At 61.4% G+C, this 17,408-nt stretch carries 15 protein-coding genes and 1 tRNA gene; 9 read left to right on the top strand and 7 right to left on the bottom strand.

Translation table 11 applies throughout. The features are described from left to right. Positions 1-348: 348 nt before the first annotated feature. Positions 349-876, bottom strand: coding sequence for a winged helix-turn-helix domain-containing protein (locus AU465_RS32505; protein WP_192257051.1), 528 nt, complete (start codon positions 874-876; stop codon positions 349-351). A 193-nt stretch (positions 877-1,069) separates the two neighbouring features. After that, positions 1,070-1,489 (bottom strand): organic hydroperoxide resistance protein, encoded by a 420-nt coding sequence (locus AU465_RS32500; protein WP_192257085.1) that lies wholly within the window; start codon positions 1,487-1,489, stop codon positions 1,070-1,072. 476 nt (positions 1,490-1,965) lie between these two features. Here AU465_RS32500 and AU465_RS32495 point away from each other — a divergent pair, with 476 nt between their 5' ends. From AU465_RS32495 to AU465_RS32480, 4 genes are all read left to right on the top strand, one after another. After that, positions 1,966-4,824: an ATP-binding protein gene (locus tag AU465_RS32495; RefSeq protein ID WP_192257050.1), complete on the top strand. Its 2,859-nt coding sequence runs from the start codon at positions 1,966-1,968 to the stop codon at positions 4,822-4,824. Positions 4,825-5,378: 554 nt separating this feature from the next. Then, entirely contained in the window at positions 5,379-6,599 is a 1,221-nt protein-coding gene (locus tag AU465_RS32490; protein WP_376774930.1) for an epoxide hydrolase family protein, read from the top strand. A 125-nt stretch (positions 6,600-6,724) separates the two neighbouring features. Then, entirely contained in the window at positions 6,725-7,774 is a 1,050-nt protein-coding gene (locus AU465_RS32485) for an alpha/beta fold hydrolase (RefSeq protein WP_192257048.1), read from the top strand. A 55-nt stretch (positions 7,775-7,829) separates the two neighbouring features. After that, a complete protein-coding gene (locus AU465_RS32480; protein WP_246506613.1) occupies positions 7,830-8,573 on the top strand; it encodes an alpha/beta fold hydrolase in 744 nt (247 codons plus the stop codon). A gap of 117 nt (positions 8,574-8,690) precedes the next feature. Here the strand turns inward: AU465_RS32480 and AU465_RS32475 are convergent, their stop codons facing one another. Both AU465_RS32475 and AU465_RS32470 read right to left on the bottom strand, forming a co-directional pair. Beyond that, positions 8,691-9,140 carry a MaoC family dehydratase gene (locus tag AU465_RS32475; protein WP_192257045.1) on the bottom strand — a complete coding sequence of 150 codons (450 nt, stop codon included), beginning with the start codon at positions 9,138-9,140 and terminating at the stop codon, positions 8,691-8,693. Positions 9,141-9,835: 695 nt separating this feature from the next. After that, positions 9,836-10,081: a hypothetical protein gene (locus AU465_RS32470; protein ID WP_192257043.1), complete on the bottom strand. Its 246-nt coding sequence runs from the start codon at positions 10,079-10,081 to the stop codon at positions 9,836-9,838. A 315-nt stretch (positions 10,082-10,396) separates the two neighbouring features. Here AU465_RS32470 and AU465_RS32465 point away from each other — a divergent pair, with 315 nt between their 5' ends. The 3 genes from AU465_RS32465 to AU465_RS32455 are packed head-to-tail and all read left to right on the top strand — an operon-like array spanning position 10,397 to position 12,180. Continuing rightward, the gene (locus AU465_RS32465; protein ID WP_192257041.1) at positions 10,397-10,948 is read left to right on the top strand and encodes a hypothetical protein; all 552 of its coding nucleotides are present in this window, start codon (positions 10,397-10,399) and stop codon (positions 10,946-10,948) included. 7 nt (positions 10,949-10,955) lie between these two features. After that, positions 10,956-11,153 carry a hypothetical protein gene (locus AU465_RS32460; RefSeq protein WP_192257039.1) on the top strand — a complete coding sequence of 66 codons (198 nt, stop codon included), beginning with the start codon at positions 10,956-10,958 and terminating at the stop codon, positions 11,151-11,153. Next, on the top strand, positions 11,137-12,180 hold the full coding sequence (locus AU465_RS32455) for a tyrosine-type recombinase/integrase (RefSeq protein WP_192257037.1): 1,044 nt from the start codon (positions 11,137-11,139) through the stop codon (positions 12,178-12,180). Before AU465_RS32460 ends, AU465_RS32455 begins: the two co-directional genes overlap by 17 nt. Before the next feature lie 47 nt (positions 12,181-12,227). Here the strand turns inward: AU465_RS32455 and AU465_RS32450 are convergent. Continuing rightward, a tRNA-Gln gene (locus AU465_RS32450) sits at positions 12,228-12,301 on the bottom strand. Positions 12,302-12,445: 144 nt separating this feature from the next. Beyond that, on the bottom strand, positions 12,446-13,378 hold the full coding sequence (locus AU465_RS32445; protein WP_192257035.1) for a lysylphosphatidylglycerol synthase transmembrane domain-containing protein: 933 nt from the start codon (positions 13,376-13,378) through the stop codon (positions 12,446-12,448). Between the two features lie 249 nt (positions 13,379-13,627). Here AU465_RS32445 and AU465_RS32440 point away from each other — a divergent pair, with 249 nt between their 5' ends. Next, positions 13,628-14,932, top strand: a complete 1,305-nt coding sequence (locus AU465_RS32440; protein WP_192257033.1) for a Ppx/GppA phosphatase family protein — start codon at positions 13,628-13,630, stop codon at positions 14,930-14,932. A gap of 54 nt (positions 14,933-14,986) precedes the next feature. Then, positions 14,987-15,682 carry an RlmE family RNA methyltransferase gene (locus AU465_RS32435; RefSeq protein ID WP_192257032.1) on the top strand — a complete coding sequence of 232 codons (696 nt, stop codon included), beginning with the start codon at positions 14,987-14,989 and terminating at the stop codon, positions 15,680-15,682. A 133-nt stretch (positions 15,683-15,815) separates the two neighbouring features. Here AU465_RS32435 and AU465_RS32430 read toward each other — a convergent pair whose 3' ends face one another. After that, positions 15,816-17,237, bottom strand: coding sequence for an MFS transporter (locus AU465_RS32430; RefSeq protein WP_192257031.1), 1,422 nt, complete (start codon positions 17,235-17,237; stop codon positions 15,816-15,818). Positions 17,238-17,408: the final 171 nt, after the last annotated feature.

The following is a 17,408-nucleotide window of genomic DNA, read 5'->3' as shown; positions in this document are numbered from 1 at the left end:
GCAGCGATCAGGATCCGCGCGCGACCGCCGTCGTAAAAGGCGACCAGTGCGTCGTCTGGCGCACCGATCTGTGGCTGATAGCCATATATGATGTACGCGATGATGAAGAGGCCGACGGCCTGGATGCCACTCGACCGCCACAGGCGTTCCCAGAAGGCAGGTGTGGTGTATGTGTTGGTAGATGCGGGGATGTGCTCATCATCTTTGCCCTCTCAAGTTGAAGTGGATTGGGAATCGGAAGCCTTCGGCCGCGCACCTGCTTCGACTGGGTCCAATCACCCAGTAGTCCGGCCGAATCCATTTCCGTCTCGGGTCGCTGTGCGTGTGCATCCGCCCGTCTCCAGATTCTCAAGGCCCCGCAGTGGGAAAGCCGTACGCCCCGCACTCTGAAGGCGCTTGAATCTGAAGGCGCTCTTCGAGCGCCGGAACAATCGGGCGCATCGTTTTAAGCGACGCTTTCCGTTGAGGCGGCGCGTGGACTGAAGCAACGAATTGGTAGCCGCGCCCGGGGATGTTGATGATGAACCGATTTCCATCCCGTCCGTCGCGTAAAATGCGGCGCAATGCGGAGATGTGGACGGTGAGATTGGTGGGCACGACAAAGACATCGGGCCAAACGCGGGCCATCAGTTCCTGCTTGCTGACTAGCTCGCCTGGGCGTTCAAGCAAGGCGATCAGGATGCCCAGCGCGCGACTTCCGAGTGGCACCGGTTTGTCGCCCTCCAACAGAAGAAACTGCCTCGGGAACAGACGAAACGGTCCGAATGCGATTTCGCTTCTCACGCTAGGTTGGGGCCTGGGATCAAACTGCGTGAGCGCTGTCGGCCTGGACGAGGGCAAGCGGTCAAAGATCATAGTCAATCCTGATGCGCTCATGGTGACCTCGCTTGCGTTAGGGACACATTTTGTGCCTCAGCATCTACTCCGACGCCGCGAGAAGTGCCCGTTATAGGATGTGATGCTTTGTTAGTTCCTGCGAGGCGCACTGTGTGCTGATCAAAAGTTGGAGGAAAAGAGCCAGCTGGGCAAACGGGCAACGACTGCGTCGAGTCGGCCCAACTGCGCGCGGTCAGATCAAGCTGATCGTCACGCCGATGTTGCCGCGTGTTGCTTTCGAGTACGCGCAGATCTGATGCGCTTCGTTCACCAGAGCCTGGGCGACCGTTCGATCAACGCCGGGCAAGCTAATGCTGAGCCGAGCACTGATGAAGTAACTGTCGTTCTCCAGTTTTAGGTCTACTTCAGCGTCGATAGCGGAAAAGGCCGGCAAGGCAATTTTCTGTTTGCGGGCCACTTGCACGATTGCTGTTTGAAAGCAGGCCGACCAAGCCACCGCAAATAATTGCTCCGGATTGGTGCCGATGCGAGCCGATCCGGGGGCCGCAAGCCTTATGTCGAGTTGCCCATCGGAGCTGCGTGCGATGCCATTCTCTCGTCCCTGAGAGGTCCGGGTCTTGGCCGTATATAGCAGCTTTCCCGTGGTGCGCATCTTGCAATCCTGGAATTCTCGTTTCACGAGCGCGATGGCGCTGAGGGCCACACTGCGCATGCCAGTCAAGTCGCAGCGAAATCGATCACCTGGAGAAGCCACAGCCTCACGCGGGGAGGCTACGGCTCGTGCCCGTCCGCCGATACTTCCGGTACGCCCATAGTTGCCGTAGCGTTCACCATCTTGCGCTCTCCTTTGGCTCCGTCTTGCGGACGCCTTGTTAGCGGCTCGTCGCGTTCATGGTGGTATTTTGGTCCACCAAACTCTTTCCGCCTAGAGCTACGCCTGCCGTGCGGGGGCCGCCCGTTATGGCTTGTGAGGAGGTGTTAGAAGCTGTCAGCAGCTCGATATTCCCGGACAATTGGGTAGCTCGGTAGCCGAGAGCGAAACCCTCGACTTGCGTGCACTCTTGTGGGAGGGACGCAGGGCAAGATTTCGGCTAAAATTGTTGTCGGCGAGACAGTTCAGAGGAAGGCATGGCGGCTGTGGAGGACCACACCAAAGTCGGTATTTCGTTTGGTGCCTTTACCCTATTTGCAGGTGAGAGGCTGCTCACCAGAGAAGGCGTTCCCGTCAAGTTGGGCGCGCGCGCTCTCGATATCTTGGTCGCCCTGACTTCGGCGCCGAACGAAGTCTGCAGCAAAGAAGAGCTGATGTCGCGGGTATGGCCCGGAGTTACCGTTGAAGAAGGTAGTGTGCGCTTTCATATAGCCAGTCTCCGAAAAGCGCTGGGAGACGGAAAGGATGGTGCGCGATTCATTGCGACCCTGCCGGGGAGGGGCTACTGCTTTGTCGCCGCGGTTTCGCAAGCCGGTAGTCGACGCAATGACGAGAAGATCGCCGCCTCTAACTTTCCGCACGCCAATATCCCCACCCGCTTGAGCCGAATGCTCGGACGCGATGAGGATGTGCTCAAGTTATCGTTTAGCCTCACCGCCTCGCGCCTCGTCACCGTCGTAGGACCTGGTGGCGTCGGCAAGACGACTGTCGCGGTGGCCGTCGCACACCATTTGATGTCCGCTTTCGCTGGTTCCGTTCTCTTCGTCGATCTTGGAGTCGTTACGGATCCTAAACTTGTGCCAACAGCTGTGGCCTCAATATTAGGGTTGTCGGTTCATTCCGACGACGCGATACCGAGTTTGGTGGCCTACCTGCGTGACAAGCGCATCCTTCTGGTTCTCGATACATGCGAGCACCTCATAGAAGCAGTTGCCACGCTGGCGGTAAGCATCGTGGAAGCCGGACTCCAAGTGCATATCATCGCGACAAGCCGAGAGGCGCTTCGAGTTGAAGGCGAGCACGTCTATCGGCTGGATGCCCTTGCATGCCCCCCCGATAGGCGGGGGCTAACTGCCGCAACCGTGCGGAAATTTCCGGCAACGCAACTGTTCATGGAACGGGCTGTCGCAAGCGGCGCGCCTCTGATTGTGAGTGATCTCGAAGCGCCAATAGTCGCTGATATCTGCCGAAAGTTGGACGGCGTGGCGCTTGCGATCGAGCTTGCGGCCAGACGCGTTGAGTCTTACGGCCTGAAGCAGACCGCTGCATTGCTCGACGAACGCCTGACGTTGCTATGGCAGGGGTCGCGTAACGCTGCACCGCGTCACAAGACCCTGCACGCCGCTCTCGACTGGAGCTACGGGCTTCTCTCCGAACCCGAACGCTTGGTCCTTCGCCGCCTCGCGATATTCATGGGATATTTCACCCTCGATGCGGCGCTGGAGGTTGTGACAAGCACAACCCTGGACCGCCCGGCTGTTTTCGAAGCGATTGATAGCCTCGTCGCAAAGTCGATGGTGGCGACCCATCCTCTCGGCGCGATGGTGCGCTACCGGCTGTTGGATACCACCCGCGCATACGCGCTCGACATCGACATTGACGACGCCGAGGCAACCGCCTTGTCGGTACGACACGCGACTTACTACCGCCGATGGCTCGAACAGACCGGGATCGAATGGCCGACGCTGGCGGCTGGAGCCGAACGCCCGCCTCACTTTGCCGCGCTGAACAACGCCCGTGCGGCATTAGAATGGTCCTTCGGAAAAGGCGGCGACTTGGCCATCGGTGTCGGATTGGCCACTGCCGTCGCGCCCGTCTTCTTGTCAATGTCACTGCTTCCCGAATGCCATCGCTGGTCAGAACGCGCTATCGCTTGTCTCGCTCCTTCGGCCCGTGGCGGACAGCAGGAGATGAGACTTCAGGCGGCCCTTGGGGTCTCACTGATGTTCATGCGCGGCGGGCGCGATGCTGCGCGCGAAGCCTTGGAGAGAGGCTTGGCGATCGCTGAAAACAATGGCGATACGCTTGATCAAATACGCCTGTTGGCCCCACTTCATCTGTTTCACAGACGCAGAGGGAACTTCACTCGTGCTCTCGACTACGCGACGCGTTGTTCTGCGGCCGCGGCGACTGTCAGCGACCCCGTCGCGATGGCATTAGCCCATTCTAATTTAGGGCTCGCGCTTCATCTCGACGGCAGACTTGTCGACGCCCGCAACGAACTCGAGGCGACCCTGGCGGGCGACTATCTTCCCGAGCAAACCACGACGGTCTACCTTGGCGTTGAAGGCAGAATCCTGGCCACCGCCGTTCTCGCCAGAAATCTTTGGCTGCAGGGTTATGCCGCTCTGGCGACTGAATGCGCGCGCGAGGCGGTGGAAGAGGCCCGCAATATAGACCACTCATTATCGCTGGCAATCGCCTTGGTGTGGGCGGCGACGGTGTTCCTTTGGGCAGGCGATCTGCAGAGCGCCGAAGCAGATTTAGACGAGCTTATTGCTCTATCCGAAGCCCATTCCATGGCACCTTATGTCTTGGTTGGAAAAGGCTTCCGAGGCGAATTGGCCATTCGTCGGGGGGACGCGAATGCGGGCATAGAAGCCTTGCAGAGCTCTCGTCAAAAGCTGCACGCGCTCCCTTACGAGCTGGTCACCACCGAGCTTAGCCTTTCGCTTGCGAAGGGATTTTCCGTGTCGCACCGCCTCGATGAAGGCCTCAGAACGATTAACGAGACAATCGAACTGATCGAATCGAACGGCGACTTTTTGTTCATGCCGGAGGCGTTGCGAACGAAAGGTGTGATCCTTTTATCGATGCCCCGGGACTCGAACGAGGGGGCCGAATCCTGCTTCGAACAGTCGCTGGAATGGAGTCGTCGTCAGGGTGCATTGTCTTGGGAATTGCGGACAACGACGGAACTGGCGAAGCTCGCCCTCTCTCGCGGACAATTGAAAAAGGCGCGCGCTCTGTTGCTGCCGATCTTTGAGCAGTTTACCGAAGGTTTTGATACGGCCGATCTGAAAGCTGCTGAACAGCTGTTGAGCGCGATCGCCTAACTGCGGATAGCGACGCACCTTTCCGTCAGCTCTTCGACGTTGTCACGCTCATACCTGGCCGTCGCAACGCGCGCGTGTGGTGAGCGGCTCGCCGCCTGCGTCCCCCAGCACCAACACGATCCCACCGGCGTCGTGTATGCCGCGTGACAAGTGGGTTTGGCAGTGCTGCATCGGAGCTCACGGCGAAGAATGTAACAGAGCTACGGGGCGCGACCGCACAGCAAGCGCCCCAGCCGGTCCACCATCCCACATGCCATCCTGGTGATCTCTCCCGCGCCTACGTCAAGCCGAATGCCCGTCAATCATCCGACTGGGCGATATCTCGGCTGTAAGAATTCCAAATGTGGCAGCTGGCAAAGATTCGCATCTCTTAGCGCCTCTTAACTCGCTTCGACGACAGCAGCAGAGCACTTTGGCCGTGTCACAGCGAAGCAGCCGTCGATCTCGGCGGCAATCCTGGATGGTTGGCACAGGAGGGTCCCATGTCTGCGCGCTTGCTATCACCAACACGGCGGGAAGTCTTGATCACCGCGGCTGCCATAGGAGCCATCAGCATGCTTTCGTCAAAATCCAAAGCGGCTGCAGAGGCCGCCTCAATCCATCCCTTCCAGTTCAGGGCTTCCGATGACGATCTCGCCGATCTGAAGCGGCGTGTCGCGGCGACGCGCTGGCCAGACAGGGAGACGGTGCCGGACCAGTCGCAGGGCGTGCAGCTCGACATCGCGCGCCAGATCCAGGCGCACTGGGCCAATCACGATTGGCGCAAGGTCGAGGCCAGGATGATGGCGTATCCGCACTTCATCACCGAGATCGATGGGCTCGACATCCACTTCATTCACGTGAAGTCGAAGCACAAAAACGCGCTGCCGATGATCGTGACCCATGGCTGGCCGGGCTCGGTTATCGAGCAGTTGAAGATCATCGAACCGCTCACCGACCCGACCGCGCATGGCGGCACCGAGGCGGATGCATTCGATCTCGTGATTCCGTCATTGCCCGGCTACGGATTCTCCGGCAAGCCAACAGCGCCAGGATGGGAGCCGGTCCGCATCGCCAAGGGGTGGGCAACCCTTATGGAACGCCTCGGCTACAACAAATATGTGGCGCAGGGCGGCGACTGGGGCAATGCGGTTACCGAGAACATGGCGCTACAGGAGCCGCCGGGACTGCTTGGCATCCACACCAACATGGCGGCGACGCTTCCACGCGAAATCTCGAAGGCGCTTGGGGCCGGCACGCCGCCGGCAGGGCTCGGTCCTGACGAGAAGCGCGCTTTCGACCAACTCATCTATTTCAACCAGCATGGGCTCGGCTATGCCATCGAGATGAACCAACGTCCGCAGACGCTCTACGGCATTGTCGACTCGCCCGTCGGCCTCGCCGCCTGGATGCTGGACCACGACGCCGACAGTCACGCCCTGATCGCCCGCTCCTTTACCGGGAAGCCCGAGGGCATCACGCCGGACGACTTTCTCGACAACGTCACCTTCTACTGGCTGACGAACACGGCGATCTCGTCGGGACGGCTCTACTGGGACAATGCGCGGGTCGCGAAAGGCGGTTTCTTCGACGCGCGTGGCATTAGGATCCCGGTCGCGGTGAGCGCTTTCGCCAACGAGATCTACCAGGCGCCGGAGAGCTGGGCCAAGACAGCCTATCCAAAGCTTCTCCATTACGGCCGCTTCCCCGTTGGCTGCCATTTCGCCGCCTGGGAGCAGCCCGAAATCTTCGTCGAAGAGATGCGTGCGTCGTTCAAGACGCTGCGCGCGTCCTGAGGATTGCGACGGGAAAATCGTCTCCATTCTGAGCACCGCCTCGGCGGCACTCAGATGGTTGGCGTAACGGACAATACGATCCCGCGCCCCGGCGCGCGGGCCATCAATCAGACGAGTGACCAACCATGCTGGAAGTGATCAGCCATCAACGTCGCCACCTTTTGCGTGTTGCAGCCATGGCTGTCGCTGCCACCGAGCTTCTTGCGGCGAGCGGGGCGCGATCAGGATCAAGCGGGACCTCTGCAGCAAATGCTGCGAGCGGTTCGCAGGCGAGCAATTCGCTCAAGGTCAAACAGGTCGACGCCGGCGACTTGAATATCGGCTACGCGGAGTTTGGCCCTGCCGAGGGTCCGCCGGTCCTCCTCCTTCATGGATGGCCCTATGACATCCACGCGTTTGCCGAGGTCGCGCCGCGGCTTGTGTCCGCGGGCTATCGCGTCATTGTACCGTATTTGCGCGGGTACGGCACAACGCGACTTCTGTCCGGCAATGCGCCTCGCAACGGGCAGCAGGCGGCACTTGCCGTCGACGCCGTCAATCTGATGGACGCACTGAAGATTCGGGCGGCGATCATCGCCGGATTCGATTGGGGTGCGCGCACCGCCAACGTCGTCGCCGCGCTTTGGCCGGAGCGTTGCAAGGCGCTGGTCTCGGTGAGCGGCTATCTGATCGGCAGCCAGGCGGCCAACCGGATGCCGCTGCCGCCGGCCGCCGAGTTGCAGTGGTGGTACCAGTACTATTTTGCGACCGAGCGCGGCCGCGCCGGCTATGACAAATACCGGCGCGACTTTTCCAAGCTGATCTGGCAGATCGCCTCGCCGAAGTGGCGCTTCGACGATGCCACCTTCGAACGGAGCGCTGCAGCCTTTGAGAATCCCGACCACGTTGACATCGTAATCCACAATTACCGCTGGCGACTCGGTTTGGCTGAGGGGGAAGCGAAATACGACGATCTGGAGAAGCGGCTCGCTCAGGCGCCTACGATCGACGTGCCTGCCATTACGCTCGAAGGTGATGCGAACGGTGCTCCGCATCCGGAGCCTTCCGCCTACGCGAAGAAATTCACCGGCCGATGCGAGCATCGCACCATCCCCGGCGGCATCGGACACAATCTTCCGCAGGAAGCACCGCTGGCGTTCGCCCAGGCCGTCATCGACGTTGACCATTTCTCATGAAGCAACAAAGGAGCCCGACATGAAAACGCTCATTGCTGGATTGGCCCTGGCTGGTATGGCGTTCGCAACAATGGCGTCGGCGCAATCGGACAAGCCGACCATCGTCCTTGTGCATGGCGCCTTCGCCGACGCATCGAGCTGGAACGGCGTCGTACCAATTCTTGAAAAAAATGGCTACCCGGTGGTCGCTGTCGCCAATCCTCTGCGCAGCGTAAAGGCAGATGGCGATTATGTCCGCTCCCTTCTCAATACAATCAAGACGCCAATCGTGCTGGTCGGCCATTCTTATGGCGGCATGGTGATCAGCCAGGCCGCCGACGGGGAGGCGAATGTCAAGGCGCTGGTCTATGTCGCCGGTTTTGCACCGGAAGCAGGCGAAAGCGCCGGCGCGCTCGACACCAAGTTTCCAGGAGCCTTGCTTGGACCCGATACCCTGGCGCAGCCTGTGCCTCTCCTCGCTGGCGGCAACGACCTCTATGTCCGGCAGGACAAGTTCCACGAAGCGTTCGCGCTGGATCTGCCCGAGGATGCGGCGAGACTGGCAGCGGCAACGCAGCGACCGATCACCGACGTCGCTTTCGGCGAACCGGCGACCACCTCCGCCTGGAAGACCATTCCGTCGTGGTTCATTTACGGTGACGGCGATACTGCCATCCCGCCGCAGGCTCAGGCCTTTATGGCCGAGCGGGCGCACGCTAAGGGCGTCGTGGTCGTGAGGGGCGCGTCGCACGTCGTCATGATCTCGCATCCCGATGCTGTGGCAAAAGTCATCGAGGACGCGGCGACCGCGGCTCCTTAGATCCTTGCGGCAATGTGGTCGCGTCATCGGCAATGCCGCGTCGCCTCAAATTTCACATCGGCGTTCGGCATCCTGGATGCCGCCATGTCACTCCCTTTGGTTGCAATGGCTGGCAGTTCATGCCACCGGCCGACGATAAACGACCAGCTTGGCGGTCAGGATCTGGAGAACATCGCCACGCTGGTTGAGCGTTTTGCTGACGATGGTGACGATGCCGCGCTCTGGGCGCGAGCGCGATGGAGCGACATCCATCACTTCGCTTTCGACGTGGAGAATGTCACTTGGGCGCGTCGGGTTCGGCCAGATGATCTCGCCACCGGCGCCAATGATGCCGTTGGCGAGCGGCAGGCCTGACTCCACGTTCAACCGCATGGTGATCGCGGCGGTATGCCAGCCGCTGGCCGCGAGTCCGCCGAACAGCGTCCCTTCCGCCGCCCGCGCGTCGAGATGGAAGATCTGGGGATCGAACGCCCTCGCGAAAGCCTTGATCTGCTCCTCGTCAAGCGCATGCGAACCGCTGACGAAGGTTTGACCGCGCTTGAGATCGTCTAGATACAACTGCGTCATATCACGCCCTTTCCTAACATCGGCGCTGTCATTCCAAAGCGGCCACGTCGTGGACCTAAGATGGGGCCCCGAACTCTATTTCCAGACTTGTGAATGATCGAAAGCGGTTAGGCGTGCGATCCCGTTAGCAGATTGTCAAGACACGACCCACAATTAGTCGGCAAGTCCACGCCTTGTCCTTCTGGCCGTAGTGGCCGAAGCAGTTGTCGGCGTGCCGCGACCTATTTGAAAAAACTTGACGGGGGTGGCATCTGGCCAGGATGGCGGAACTTCTTATCCGCCGACTTCGCGAATATTGTCAGCCATCTGTCCTGAAAATCGTCTTCGTCTTCCGCGTCAATCGTGAGTGAGCCATGGGCGATACTCACAACGTGCAACCCCCGCCCCATCGCAAGATCGAAATCCCGGTCTCTGGGACTCACGGCGAACGGTGTTTCGTAGCTGGGGGAGTTCATCCCCCAGAATGACACTTCCCTCCAACGGAATGTCGAGCCGTTGGGTGCAGTTGAGAACATCAGGGTTGCCGAGAACGTATAAGTCGGAGACTCTTCCTGGCGGTATCGCTCTATCTGAGATCGCAACTTGAGCATCGAAAATGCGATGATGTCCCATTGTTTGTTCGGGGGTGGAGCCCCGGAGAGTTGGCTGAGATTGATAGGCTCAGGCTCCGCATAGGACAGGTGCGCGGGGCCAAGCTAGACGGCAAGCTTTTCCCGCTTTACGGATTCCGACGAGGCTTCAATTTCGCTGAACAGCCGACCTATCATCTTCTTGAGGTCAGCCATGGCTTCCATTGCTTGCGCCTGTCGGGCGAGACGGGTGACCTCTTCGGCGCGTTTCTTCGCTTCCTCCGCAGCCTCCGCTTGGGACACGAGATTCCCGACGGCAGCCAATGCAAGGTTGCTCGCGCGCTGAGGCTTGTCAGCAACTTCAGTTATCACGGTAGCGCACCTTTCCAACGTGGGGCGAGACCCTGGGCTTTTCCTGAGCATGGTATTGACCAGCCCGTTCAAGCGAAGTGGCATCCCGTTCAAGTCCGGCGGCGCTGCATGAAGGTGCGCATGGCGCAGCTTGTCATTATCGCCGCGAAAAGATGGTTCCCCGTTCAGAAGCGTGTGCAAAATGCAGCCCAAGGCATAAATGTCTGTCGCCCGCGTCGGCGGCTCCAAAAGCCATTGCTCAGGCGCGGCGTTTCTCACAGGGATCCGAAAGTTGCTACGCTTGTAGCGTCGCGGGGGTCGTGCTACAGTCGTAGCATGATATACGCCACAGACCGAGTCTTCCCCGCTGCCAAAGTCTGCGAAGCAGCAGGGTGCAAGGACGTGACGTTTCGGGCATGGCGCCGCCGCAACGGTTTGTTCCCTGAGTTGTGGGGCGGCAGGACCGTCAATCATTTTTCGATCCTTGACGTCTGCGTGGTGCGGCTGGTGGTCATTCTGACGCGCCACGGTTTAGGGGCCGACGACGCAGTAGCGTTCGTTCAAGGCAAGGATCTGCTGTTCGGTCTCGAGCTTTATCTCGGTAGAATGCTCGATGAGGACGATCGTGGCGACGAGATCGTCGGGTTCAGCTTTAGCGAGGAGACCCCGCCTGACACGAAGATATTGTTGATGGAAGGGGAGGGTACTGTCGTCGCCGCAAGGGATGCTGGGCCTACGCGCATAACTTACTTTCATGCAGGCTCCGGTCAGGCCACGCTTAGCGATACTATGAAGAACAACAAGTGCGTGGCTACGTTCTTGAACGTTCGCGCTATTGTTGACCATGTGCTTGACAAGCTCGGCATCGCCGCGCCGGTGGAAGGATAAGCGGATTATGGCCGGTACTCCCGTCTCCTTCAAAATCGCTGATGTTGCACGCGCCATCAAAGGTGCGCGCAAAGGAAACATGGAGCCAGGCAGGGTCGAAATCGATCCGGTTACCGGCAGGATCGTCGTCATCGCCGCCGAAAAGGCGGGCGAGCCGGAAAATGCCGTCGACAAGTGGATGAAGAACCATGCGCGTTCGTCTTAAGGGACTGAACAGCCGCACCAAGACGCTCGCTAATGGCAGCGTTGTTACTTACTACTGGGCGTGGAAAGGTGGACCTCGGCTGCCGGGCAAACCGGGAGACGCGGAGTTCATGGCAGCATACAATGCTGCAATCGCTCGCAAGATATACCCTCGCCAGGGGGCGCTGCTTTCCGTCCTGAATGCCTTTCAACTCAGTTCGGACTGGGACGACCTAGCGCCTCGCACCCGGGCCGACTACGTCAAATTGATCAAGATCATCGAAAAGAAGTTCGGCGACTTTCCGTTGTCGGGCATGAGCGACCGCCGCACGCGCGGCCTCCTTATGGAATGGCGCGACGAGCGCGCGAAGAGGTCTCGCCGGCAGGCTGATTATGGCTGGCAGGTGCTGGCCCGAGTTCTCTCCTGGGCGCAGGGTCGCGGCCTTGTATCGGCCAATCCATGTGAGAAGGGCGGTCGCCTATATCGCGGTTCTCGTTCGGCGAATACGTGGAGTGCTGCTGACGAGGCTGCATTCTATGCCAGTGCGCCTACGCACCTTCACCTGGCGCTCATGCTCGCCTTGTGGACGGGCCAGCGTCAGGGTGACCTGTTGCGCCTGACCTGGCAGCAATATGACGGCAAGGTAATCCGCCTTCAGCAATCCAAGACGGGACGGCGCGTCGTGATACCGGTTGGTGCACCACTGAAGGCAATGCTCGAGGCGACGCGCGGCAAGGTGGGGCAGATATTGCTCAACAGCGACGGCGTGCCCTGGACGGCTGACGGTTTTCGCTCTTCATGGCGCAAGGCCTGCGCTTCCGCTGGCGTGACCGGTGTCACGTTCAACGACCTCCGTGGAACTGCAGTAACGCGGCTGGCACTCGTCCAGGCTTCTGTGCCCGAGATCGCAACAATAACCGGGCACAGTCTGCGCGACGTGCATGCAATTCTCGATTCAAACTACCTCAACCGCGACCCTGCGCTCGGGGAAAGCGCCATCCGCAAGCTCGAAACGGGAACCAAAATTCCCGACCGCGCGGCCGACTGACGCGAAATGTTCCAACAATGAAACGGAAAAATCGCTTTAAAATCAATTGGCTGGGGAACCTGGATTCGAACCAGGACTAACGGAGTCAGAGTCCGTGGGTCTACCGTTAACCTATTCCCCAGCAGGCGCGGTCGGTGTCGCGCGAAGCGGGCAGCTATGCGCCGCGAGCGCTGCCTTGTAGCCGCCGCCGGAAAATAGTCAACCCCGCGCGGCGTTTCAATCGCAGCTTTTGATCACTCCGGCTCGGCGCGAGGGGGAAAGGGGCTCAGCGGACGCCGCGGCTGTATTGCGAATGCTCGAAGAACACCACCACGCCGAGCCCGATGAGCAGCGGTATGATGAGATAGAACAAGCGGAAGACCAGAAGGGCGGCCAGCACTCCAACCGGGTCCATATGCGACAGTCCCGCCAGGAAGACGATCTCGAAAACGCCGAGGGCGCCCGGCGCATGCGAGAGCAATCCCACCGAGAAGGACACCATGAACACGCCGAGCACGACGAAATAACCGGGGTTGCCGGCCGCCGGCAGGGCAAAATAGATGATGGCGGCCGCCGCCAACAGTTCGACCGGGCCGATCAGCAATTGCCGCGCCACGATCGGCAGCGCCGGGTAATGCAGCTGGAAGCTGCCGATCTTGAGTGGCTTCAGATGCAGCCAGCTGCAGAACACATAGACCGCGACCAGGATCAGCATGGCGAGGCCGGCGGCCGTCGCCAGTTCGTGGTGCGGGGTCGTGGAGAAACGATCGACGATCTGCGGCTCCAGCACCAGCACCAGGCCCCCGACAAGCAGGCTGGAGAGCACGAAGGTGATCCAGCAGATCGCCACCAGAATGCCGACATCCTGACCGGTCAGCCCCCTGGTGCCGTAGGCGCGGTAGCGGATCACTGCGCCCGATAGCACCGAGCCCCCGATATTGTGCGACAGGGCATAGGTGGTGAAGGAGCAAAGGGTGACGAACAGCCATGATACCTTCTTGCCGATATGGAGCAGCGCGATGTGGTCGTAGCCGGCGAGCGAGGCATAGGCGACGACCGAACTCAGCGCCGCCAGCACCCAGGCGCGCGCGGGGATGGCGACGATACCGGCCCAGACGTCGTCGAGTGAAATGCCGCGCAGTTCGTGGATGAGCAGCCAGAGCGAGAACACCACGGCCGCTATGCCGATGACCGGCCAGAAATAGCGCCTCCAGTTCATGGCGTCGTCGTCATGCGATTAAGCTCATTGATTTGATGTTGCCCAGACCCTTTCAAACCCTCGTTTGAGACATGCCTGATTGAAGCCGGCTATTCAACCGGCAAGAGATTACCCCAGCGTGACGCCGCCAAAAATCGGGCCACGTACTCTTGGTGATTGCGGATCGCGCTGCTAGTCTGTCCTCAACTTGAACAAATCTAGGTGCCTGCTGCGTCCTTCCCGGTTCGCGCGGCGCCGAAAGGAATTGACGTGGAAGACCACGATACCGGCGCGGGCGCGTCGGCAGTGGGCATGTCCGGGGCATCGCCGACGGAATCGGCGGGCCCGTCCGCGGGGCGGTTCAGCCGCCGTGCGGGCGCGCATGCGAGACATGCCGACAATCAAGGCGAGAACCAGAAAGGCAAGACGCGCAAGCGCCGCAAGCGCAGGCGCGGCCGCAAGGTGTTCGCGCGTGACGAGAACGGCGCCATACCGCTATCGGTACCTGCCGCCAGCCATCCACCTCAGCCCGCGGCGGCGATGCCGCAGCCGCCGGTTTCGAGCGTGCCGCGGCGTCCGCAGCAGGAGCTGCCCGTGTTCGCCGCGCTCGATCTCGGCACCAACAATTGCCGGCTGCTCGTCGCCGTGCCTGGCCGGCACGGCCAATTCCGCGTCATCGATGCCTTTTCCCGCATCGTCAGGCTGGGTGAGGGGCTCTCCGCCAGCGGGCGGCTCGGCCAGGCCGCCATGGATCGCGCCGTCGAGGCGCTCAAGATCTGCGGCGAGAAGCTGCGCAACCGCAAGATCAGGAAGGCAAGGCTGATCGCCACCGAGGCCTGCCGCTCCGCCGAAAACGGCGTCGAGTTCCTCGAACGCGTCCAGCGTGAGGCAGGGCTGAAACTGGAGATCATCGACCGCCAGACCGAGGCCCGCCTGGCCGTCTCCGGCTGCGGCTCGCTGGTCGAGCGCGATACGCGCGGCGTGGTGCTGTTCGACATCGGCGGTGGCTCGTCCGAGATCGCGCTGATCGATCTCACGCGCGGCCAGCGCTCGCCGCGGCTCGCCAACCACATCGTCTCCTGGACCTCGCTTCCCGTGGGTGTCGTCTCGCTCGCCGAGCGCTTCGGCGGCCGCACGGTGACGCGCGAAACCTTCACCGCCATGGTCGACGACGTTGCGGTGCGGCTCAAGGCGTTCGACGGGCGCGACCGGCTCGCGCATGTGCTGGCCAGCCCCCAGTTCCACCTGCTCGGCACCTCCGGCACGGTGACGACGCTGGCCGGCGTCCATCTCGATCTCGAGCGCTACGACCGCCGCCGCGTCGACGGGCTGTGGATGGACCGTCAGAGCGTCGACCGGATGGTGGAAAAACTGATCGGCTGGGATTTCCAGCAGCGCGTCGCCAATCCCTGCATCGGCGCCGATCGCGCCGACCTGGTGCTTGCCGGCTGTGCTATCCTGGAAGCGATCCGCGGCGTGTGGCCATCTGAGCGGCTCCGCGTCGCCGACCGCGGCTTGCGCGAGGGGATTTTGAGCGAGCTGATGGCCGATGACGGCGCCTGGCGCAGAGCATGATCCCAAAAAGTGGAAGCCGGTTTTGGAAGAGATCGTGCTCAAGAGAGAACGGCCATGAGCAAGAAGCCTGAAAAGCCTGGCTCGGCCGGCATGCGCGTGCTCAAGACCAGGATCAAGAAGAAGAGCGGCCTGAAGGAATCCTCGCGCCGCTGGCTCGAGCGCCATATGAACGATCCCTACGTGCAGCGCTCCAAGGCCGACGGCTACCGCTCGCGCGCCGCTTACAAGCTGATCGAGATCGACGACAAGCACCATCTGCTCAGGCCCGGCATGAAGGTGATCGATTTGGGTGCCGCTCCCGGCGGCTGGTGCCAGGTGGCGGCGGCGCGCACCAGGTCGACGGCCGAGAACCCGCATGTCGTCGGCATCGATTATCTCGAGATGGACGCGGTGCCGGGCGCGCCTGTGCTGCTGATGGATTTCCTCGACCCGGAGGCGCCGCAGAAGCTGTCCGAAGCGCTCGGCGGCCAGCCCGATGTCGTGCTGTCGGACATGGCGGCTCCCACCACTGGCCACCGTCGCACCGACCATCTGCGCACCATGCACCTATGCGAGGTCGCCGCCGATTTCGCGCTGCAGGTCTTGAAGCCCGGCGGGCATTTCCTCGCCAAGACTTTTCAGGGCGGCGCCGAGAACGAGCTCTTGTCTCGGCTGAAGCAGAACTTCCGCTCGGTCCACCACGTCAAGCCGCCAGCTTCGCGGGATGAATCGGTGGAGCTTTACCTGCTGGCGAAGGATTTTAAGGGGTAGCACCTTTCCTTCTCCCCTTCTTGTGGGAGAAGGTGGCCGAGCGAAGCTCGGTCGGATGAGGGGTGCTCCAGGGAACTCCAACGCGCTGCGCGCCGATCCACCTTTTCCCACAAGGGGAAGAAGGGAAGGGCGCCTACTTCCCCGCCGTCCCCACCGTCTCCAGCGCCTTCGGCGTCGTCAGCCTGCCATGTCCGGAAACGGCGTTGCCGGCATCGGGCGCCAGCCGCATGAAGGTCAGCGAGGCGATCGCCGAGACGGCCGCGACGATGAAGAAGGCGATGTGGAAGTCGCTCAGCGTCAGCGGCCCGCCATGGATCGAGGTCGACACCTCCAGTATTCCGCCGGCCAGCGCCACGCCGAGCGCGATCGAAAGCTGCTGGAAGACAGCGGTGATCGGCGTCGCCTTGCTGGTGTCGGCGGCGGAAATCTCGGCATAGGAGAGTGCGTTGACGCCGGTGAAGAACATCGAACGGATGAAGCCGCCGACCAGCAGGATCGCGAGCATCAGCGCATAGGGTGTTTCGGGGGTGAAGAGGCCATAGATGGCGATCGAGCCGGCGGCGATCAGCGAACCGCAAATCAGCACCCGGCGGAACCCGGCGAGCCTGAAGAGCAACGCCGTGACGAACTTCATGCCGATGGCACCGATCGCCGAGACGAAGGTGATCATGCCGGACTGGAACGGCGTCAGGCCGAAGCCGATCTGGAACATCAGCGGCAGGAGGAACGGCACAGCGCCGATGCCGATGCGGAACAGCGAGCCGCCGAGCACGGAGGAACAGAACACCTGGTTGCGGAACAGCTCCAGCGCCAGCAGCGGGTTTTTGGCGCGCCGCGCATGCAGGAGGTAAAGCACGCCCGAAACCAGGCCGACGGCAACCGTGATGAAGCCGGCGATCGGCGGCAGAGCGGGCAGGCTGACGACGGAGAGGCCGAAGACGATTCCGGAAGCCGCTAGCCCACTCAGCACGAAGCCGGGGAAGTCGAGCGGCGGTGTTTCGGTCGGCCCTGTTTCCGGCAGATAGCGTGTCGCGAGCCAGATCCCGACGAGTCCGATCGGGACGTTGATGAGAAAAATCCAGTGCCAGGTGAAATAGGTGGTGATGAAACCGCCGATCGGCGGTCCGACCAGCGGCCCGACCAGTGCCGGCACCGTCAGCCACGACATCGCCGCGACAAGCTCGTTCTTCGGCGTGGCGCGCACCAGCACCAGGCGCCCGACCGGCGTCATCATGGCGCCGCCAATGCCTTGCAGGAAGCGCGACACCACGAAGGCCGGCAGCGAATAGGCAAAGGCGCAGGCAACCGAGCCGGCGATGAAGACGGCGATCGCGGCGCGAAACACGTTCTTGGCGCCGAACCGGTCCGCCATCCAGCCGCTGATCGGAATGAAGATCGCCAGCGACACCAGATAGGCCGTCAGCGCCAGCTTCAGCGCGATCGGGCTGGTGTGGATATCGATGGCGATCGCCGGCAGCGAGGTCGCAATCACGGTCGAATCCATGTTCTCCATGAAAAGTGCGACCGCCAGGATGAGCGGGATGATGCGGTTCAAGGGAGCGCCCTGAGTTGTCTTCGCGATTCTGGGGCCCGGCTGGGGGCAAGCCGGCACGCCCGGGCGGTTATCACGCACAGGCCCGGATGTCGCATTAAATTGCTGTCACTTTTGTGCGACCGCAACCATTGGTGGCCGTCACGACCCGGCAAATGGCTTGCTAAATTCGGA

Origin of the sequence: Mesorhizobium silamurunense, assembly GCF_014843905.1 — a bacterium.
Lineage (GTDB): Bacteria > Pseudomonadota > Alphaproteobacteria > Rhizobiales > Rhizobiaceae > Mesorhizobium > Mesorhizobium silamurunense.
This window is presented reverse-complemented; position numbering and strand designations above follow the sequence as displayed.

Excerpts from the sequence above, each read along its gene's own strand:
- AU465_RS32505 (WP_192257051.1), bottom strand. The coding sequence starts at position 876 with ATGAGCGCATCAGGATTGACTATGATCTTTGACCGCTTGCCCTCGTCC.
- AU465_RS32500 (WP_192257085.1), bottom strand. The coding sequence starts at position 1,489 with ATGCGCACCACGGGAAAGCTGCTATATACGGCCAAGACCCGGACCTCT.
- AU465_RS32495 (WP_192257050.1), top strand. The coding sequence starts at position 1,966 with ATGGCGGCTGTGGAGGACCACACCAAAGTCGGTATTTCGTTTGGTGCC.
- AU465_RS32490 (WP_376774930.1), top strand. The coding sequence starts at position 5,379 with ATGCTTTCGTCAAAATCCAAAGCGGCTGCAGAGGCCGCCTCAATCCAT.
- AU465_RS32485 (WP_192257048.1), top strand. The coding sequence starts at position 6,725 with ATGCTGGAAGTGATCAGCCATCAACGTCGCCACCTTTTGCGTGTTGCA.
- AU465_RS32480 (WP_246506613.1), top strand. The coding sequence starts at position 7,830 with ATGGCGTTCGCAACAATGGCGTCGGCGCAATCGGACAAGCCGACCATC.
- AU465_RS32475 (WP_192257045.1), bottom strand. The coding sequence starts at position 9,140 with ATGACGCAGTTGTATCTAGACGATCTCAAGCGCGGTCAAACCTTCGTC.
- AU465_RS32465 (WP_192257041.1), top strand. The coding sequence starts at position 10,397 with ATGATATACGCCACAGACCGAGTCTTCCCCGCTGCCAAAGTCTGCGAA.
- AU465_RS32460 (WP_192257039.1), top strand. The coding sequence starts at position 10,956 with ATGGCCGGTACTCCCGTCTCCTTCAAAATCGCTGATGTTGCACGCGCC.
- AU465_RS32455 (WP_192257037.1), top strand. The coding sequence starts at position 11,137 with ATGCGCGTTCGTCTTAAGGGACTGAACAGCCGCACCAAGACGCTCGCT.
- AU465_RS32445 (WP_192257035.1), bottom strand. The coding sequence starts at position 13,378 with ATGAACTGGAGGCGCTATTTCTGGCCGGTCATCGGCATAGCGGCCGTG.
- AU465_RS32435 (WP_192257032.1), top strand. The coding sequence starts at position 14,987 with ATGAGCAAGAAGCCTGAAAAGCCTGGCTCGGCCGGCATGCGCGTGCTC.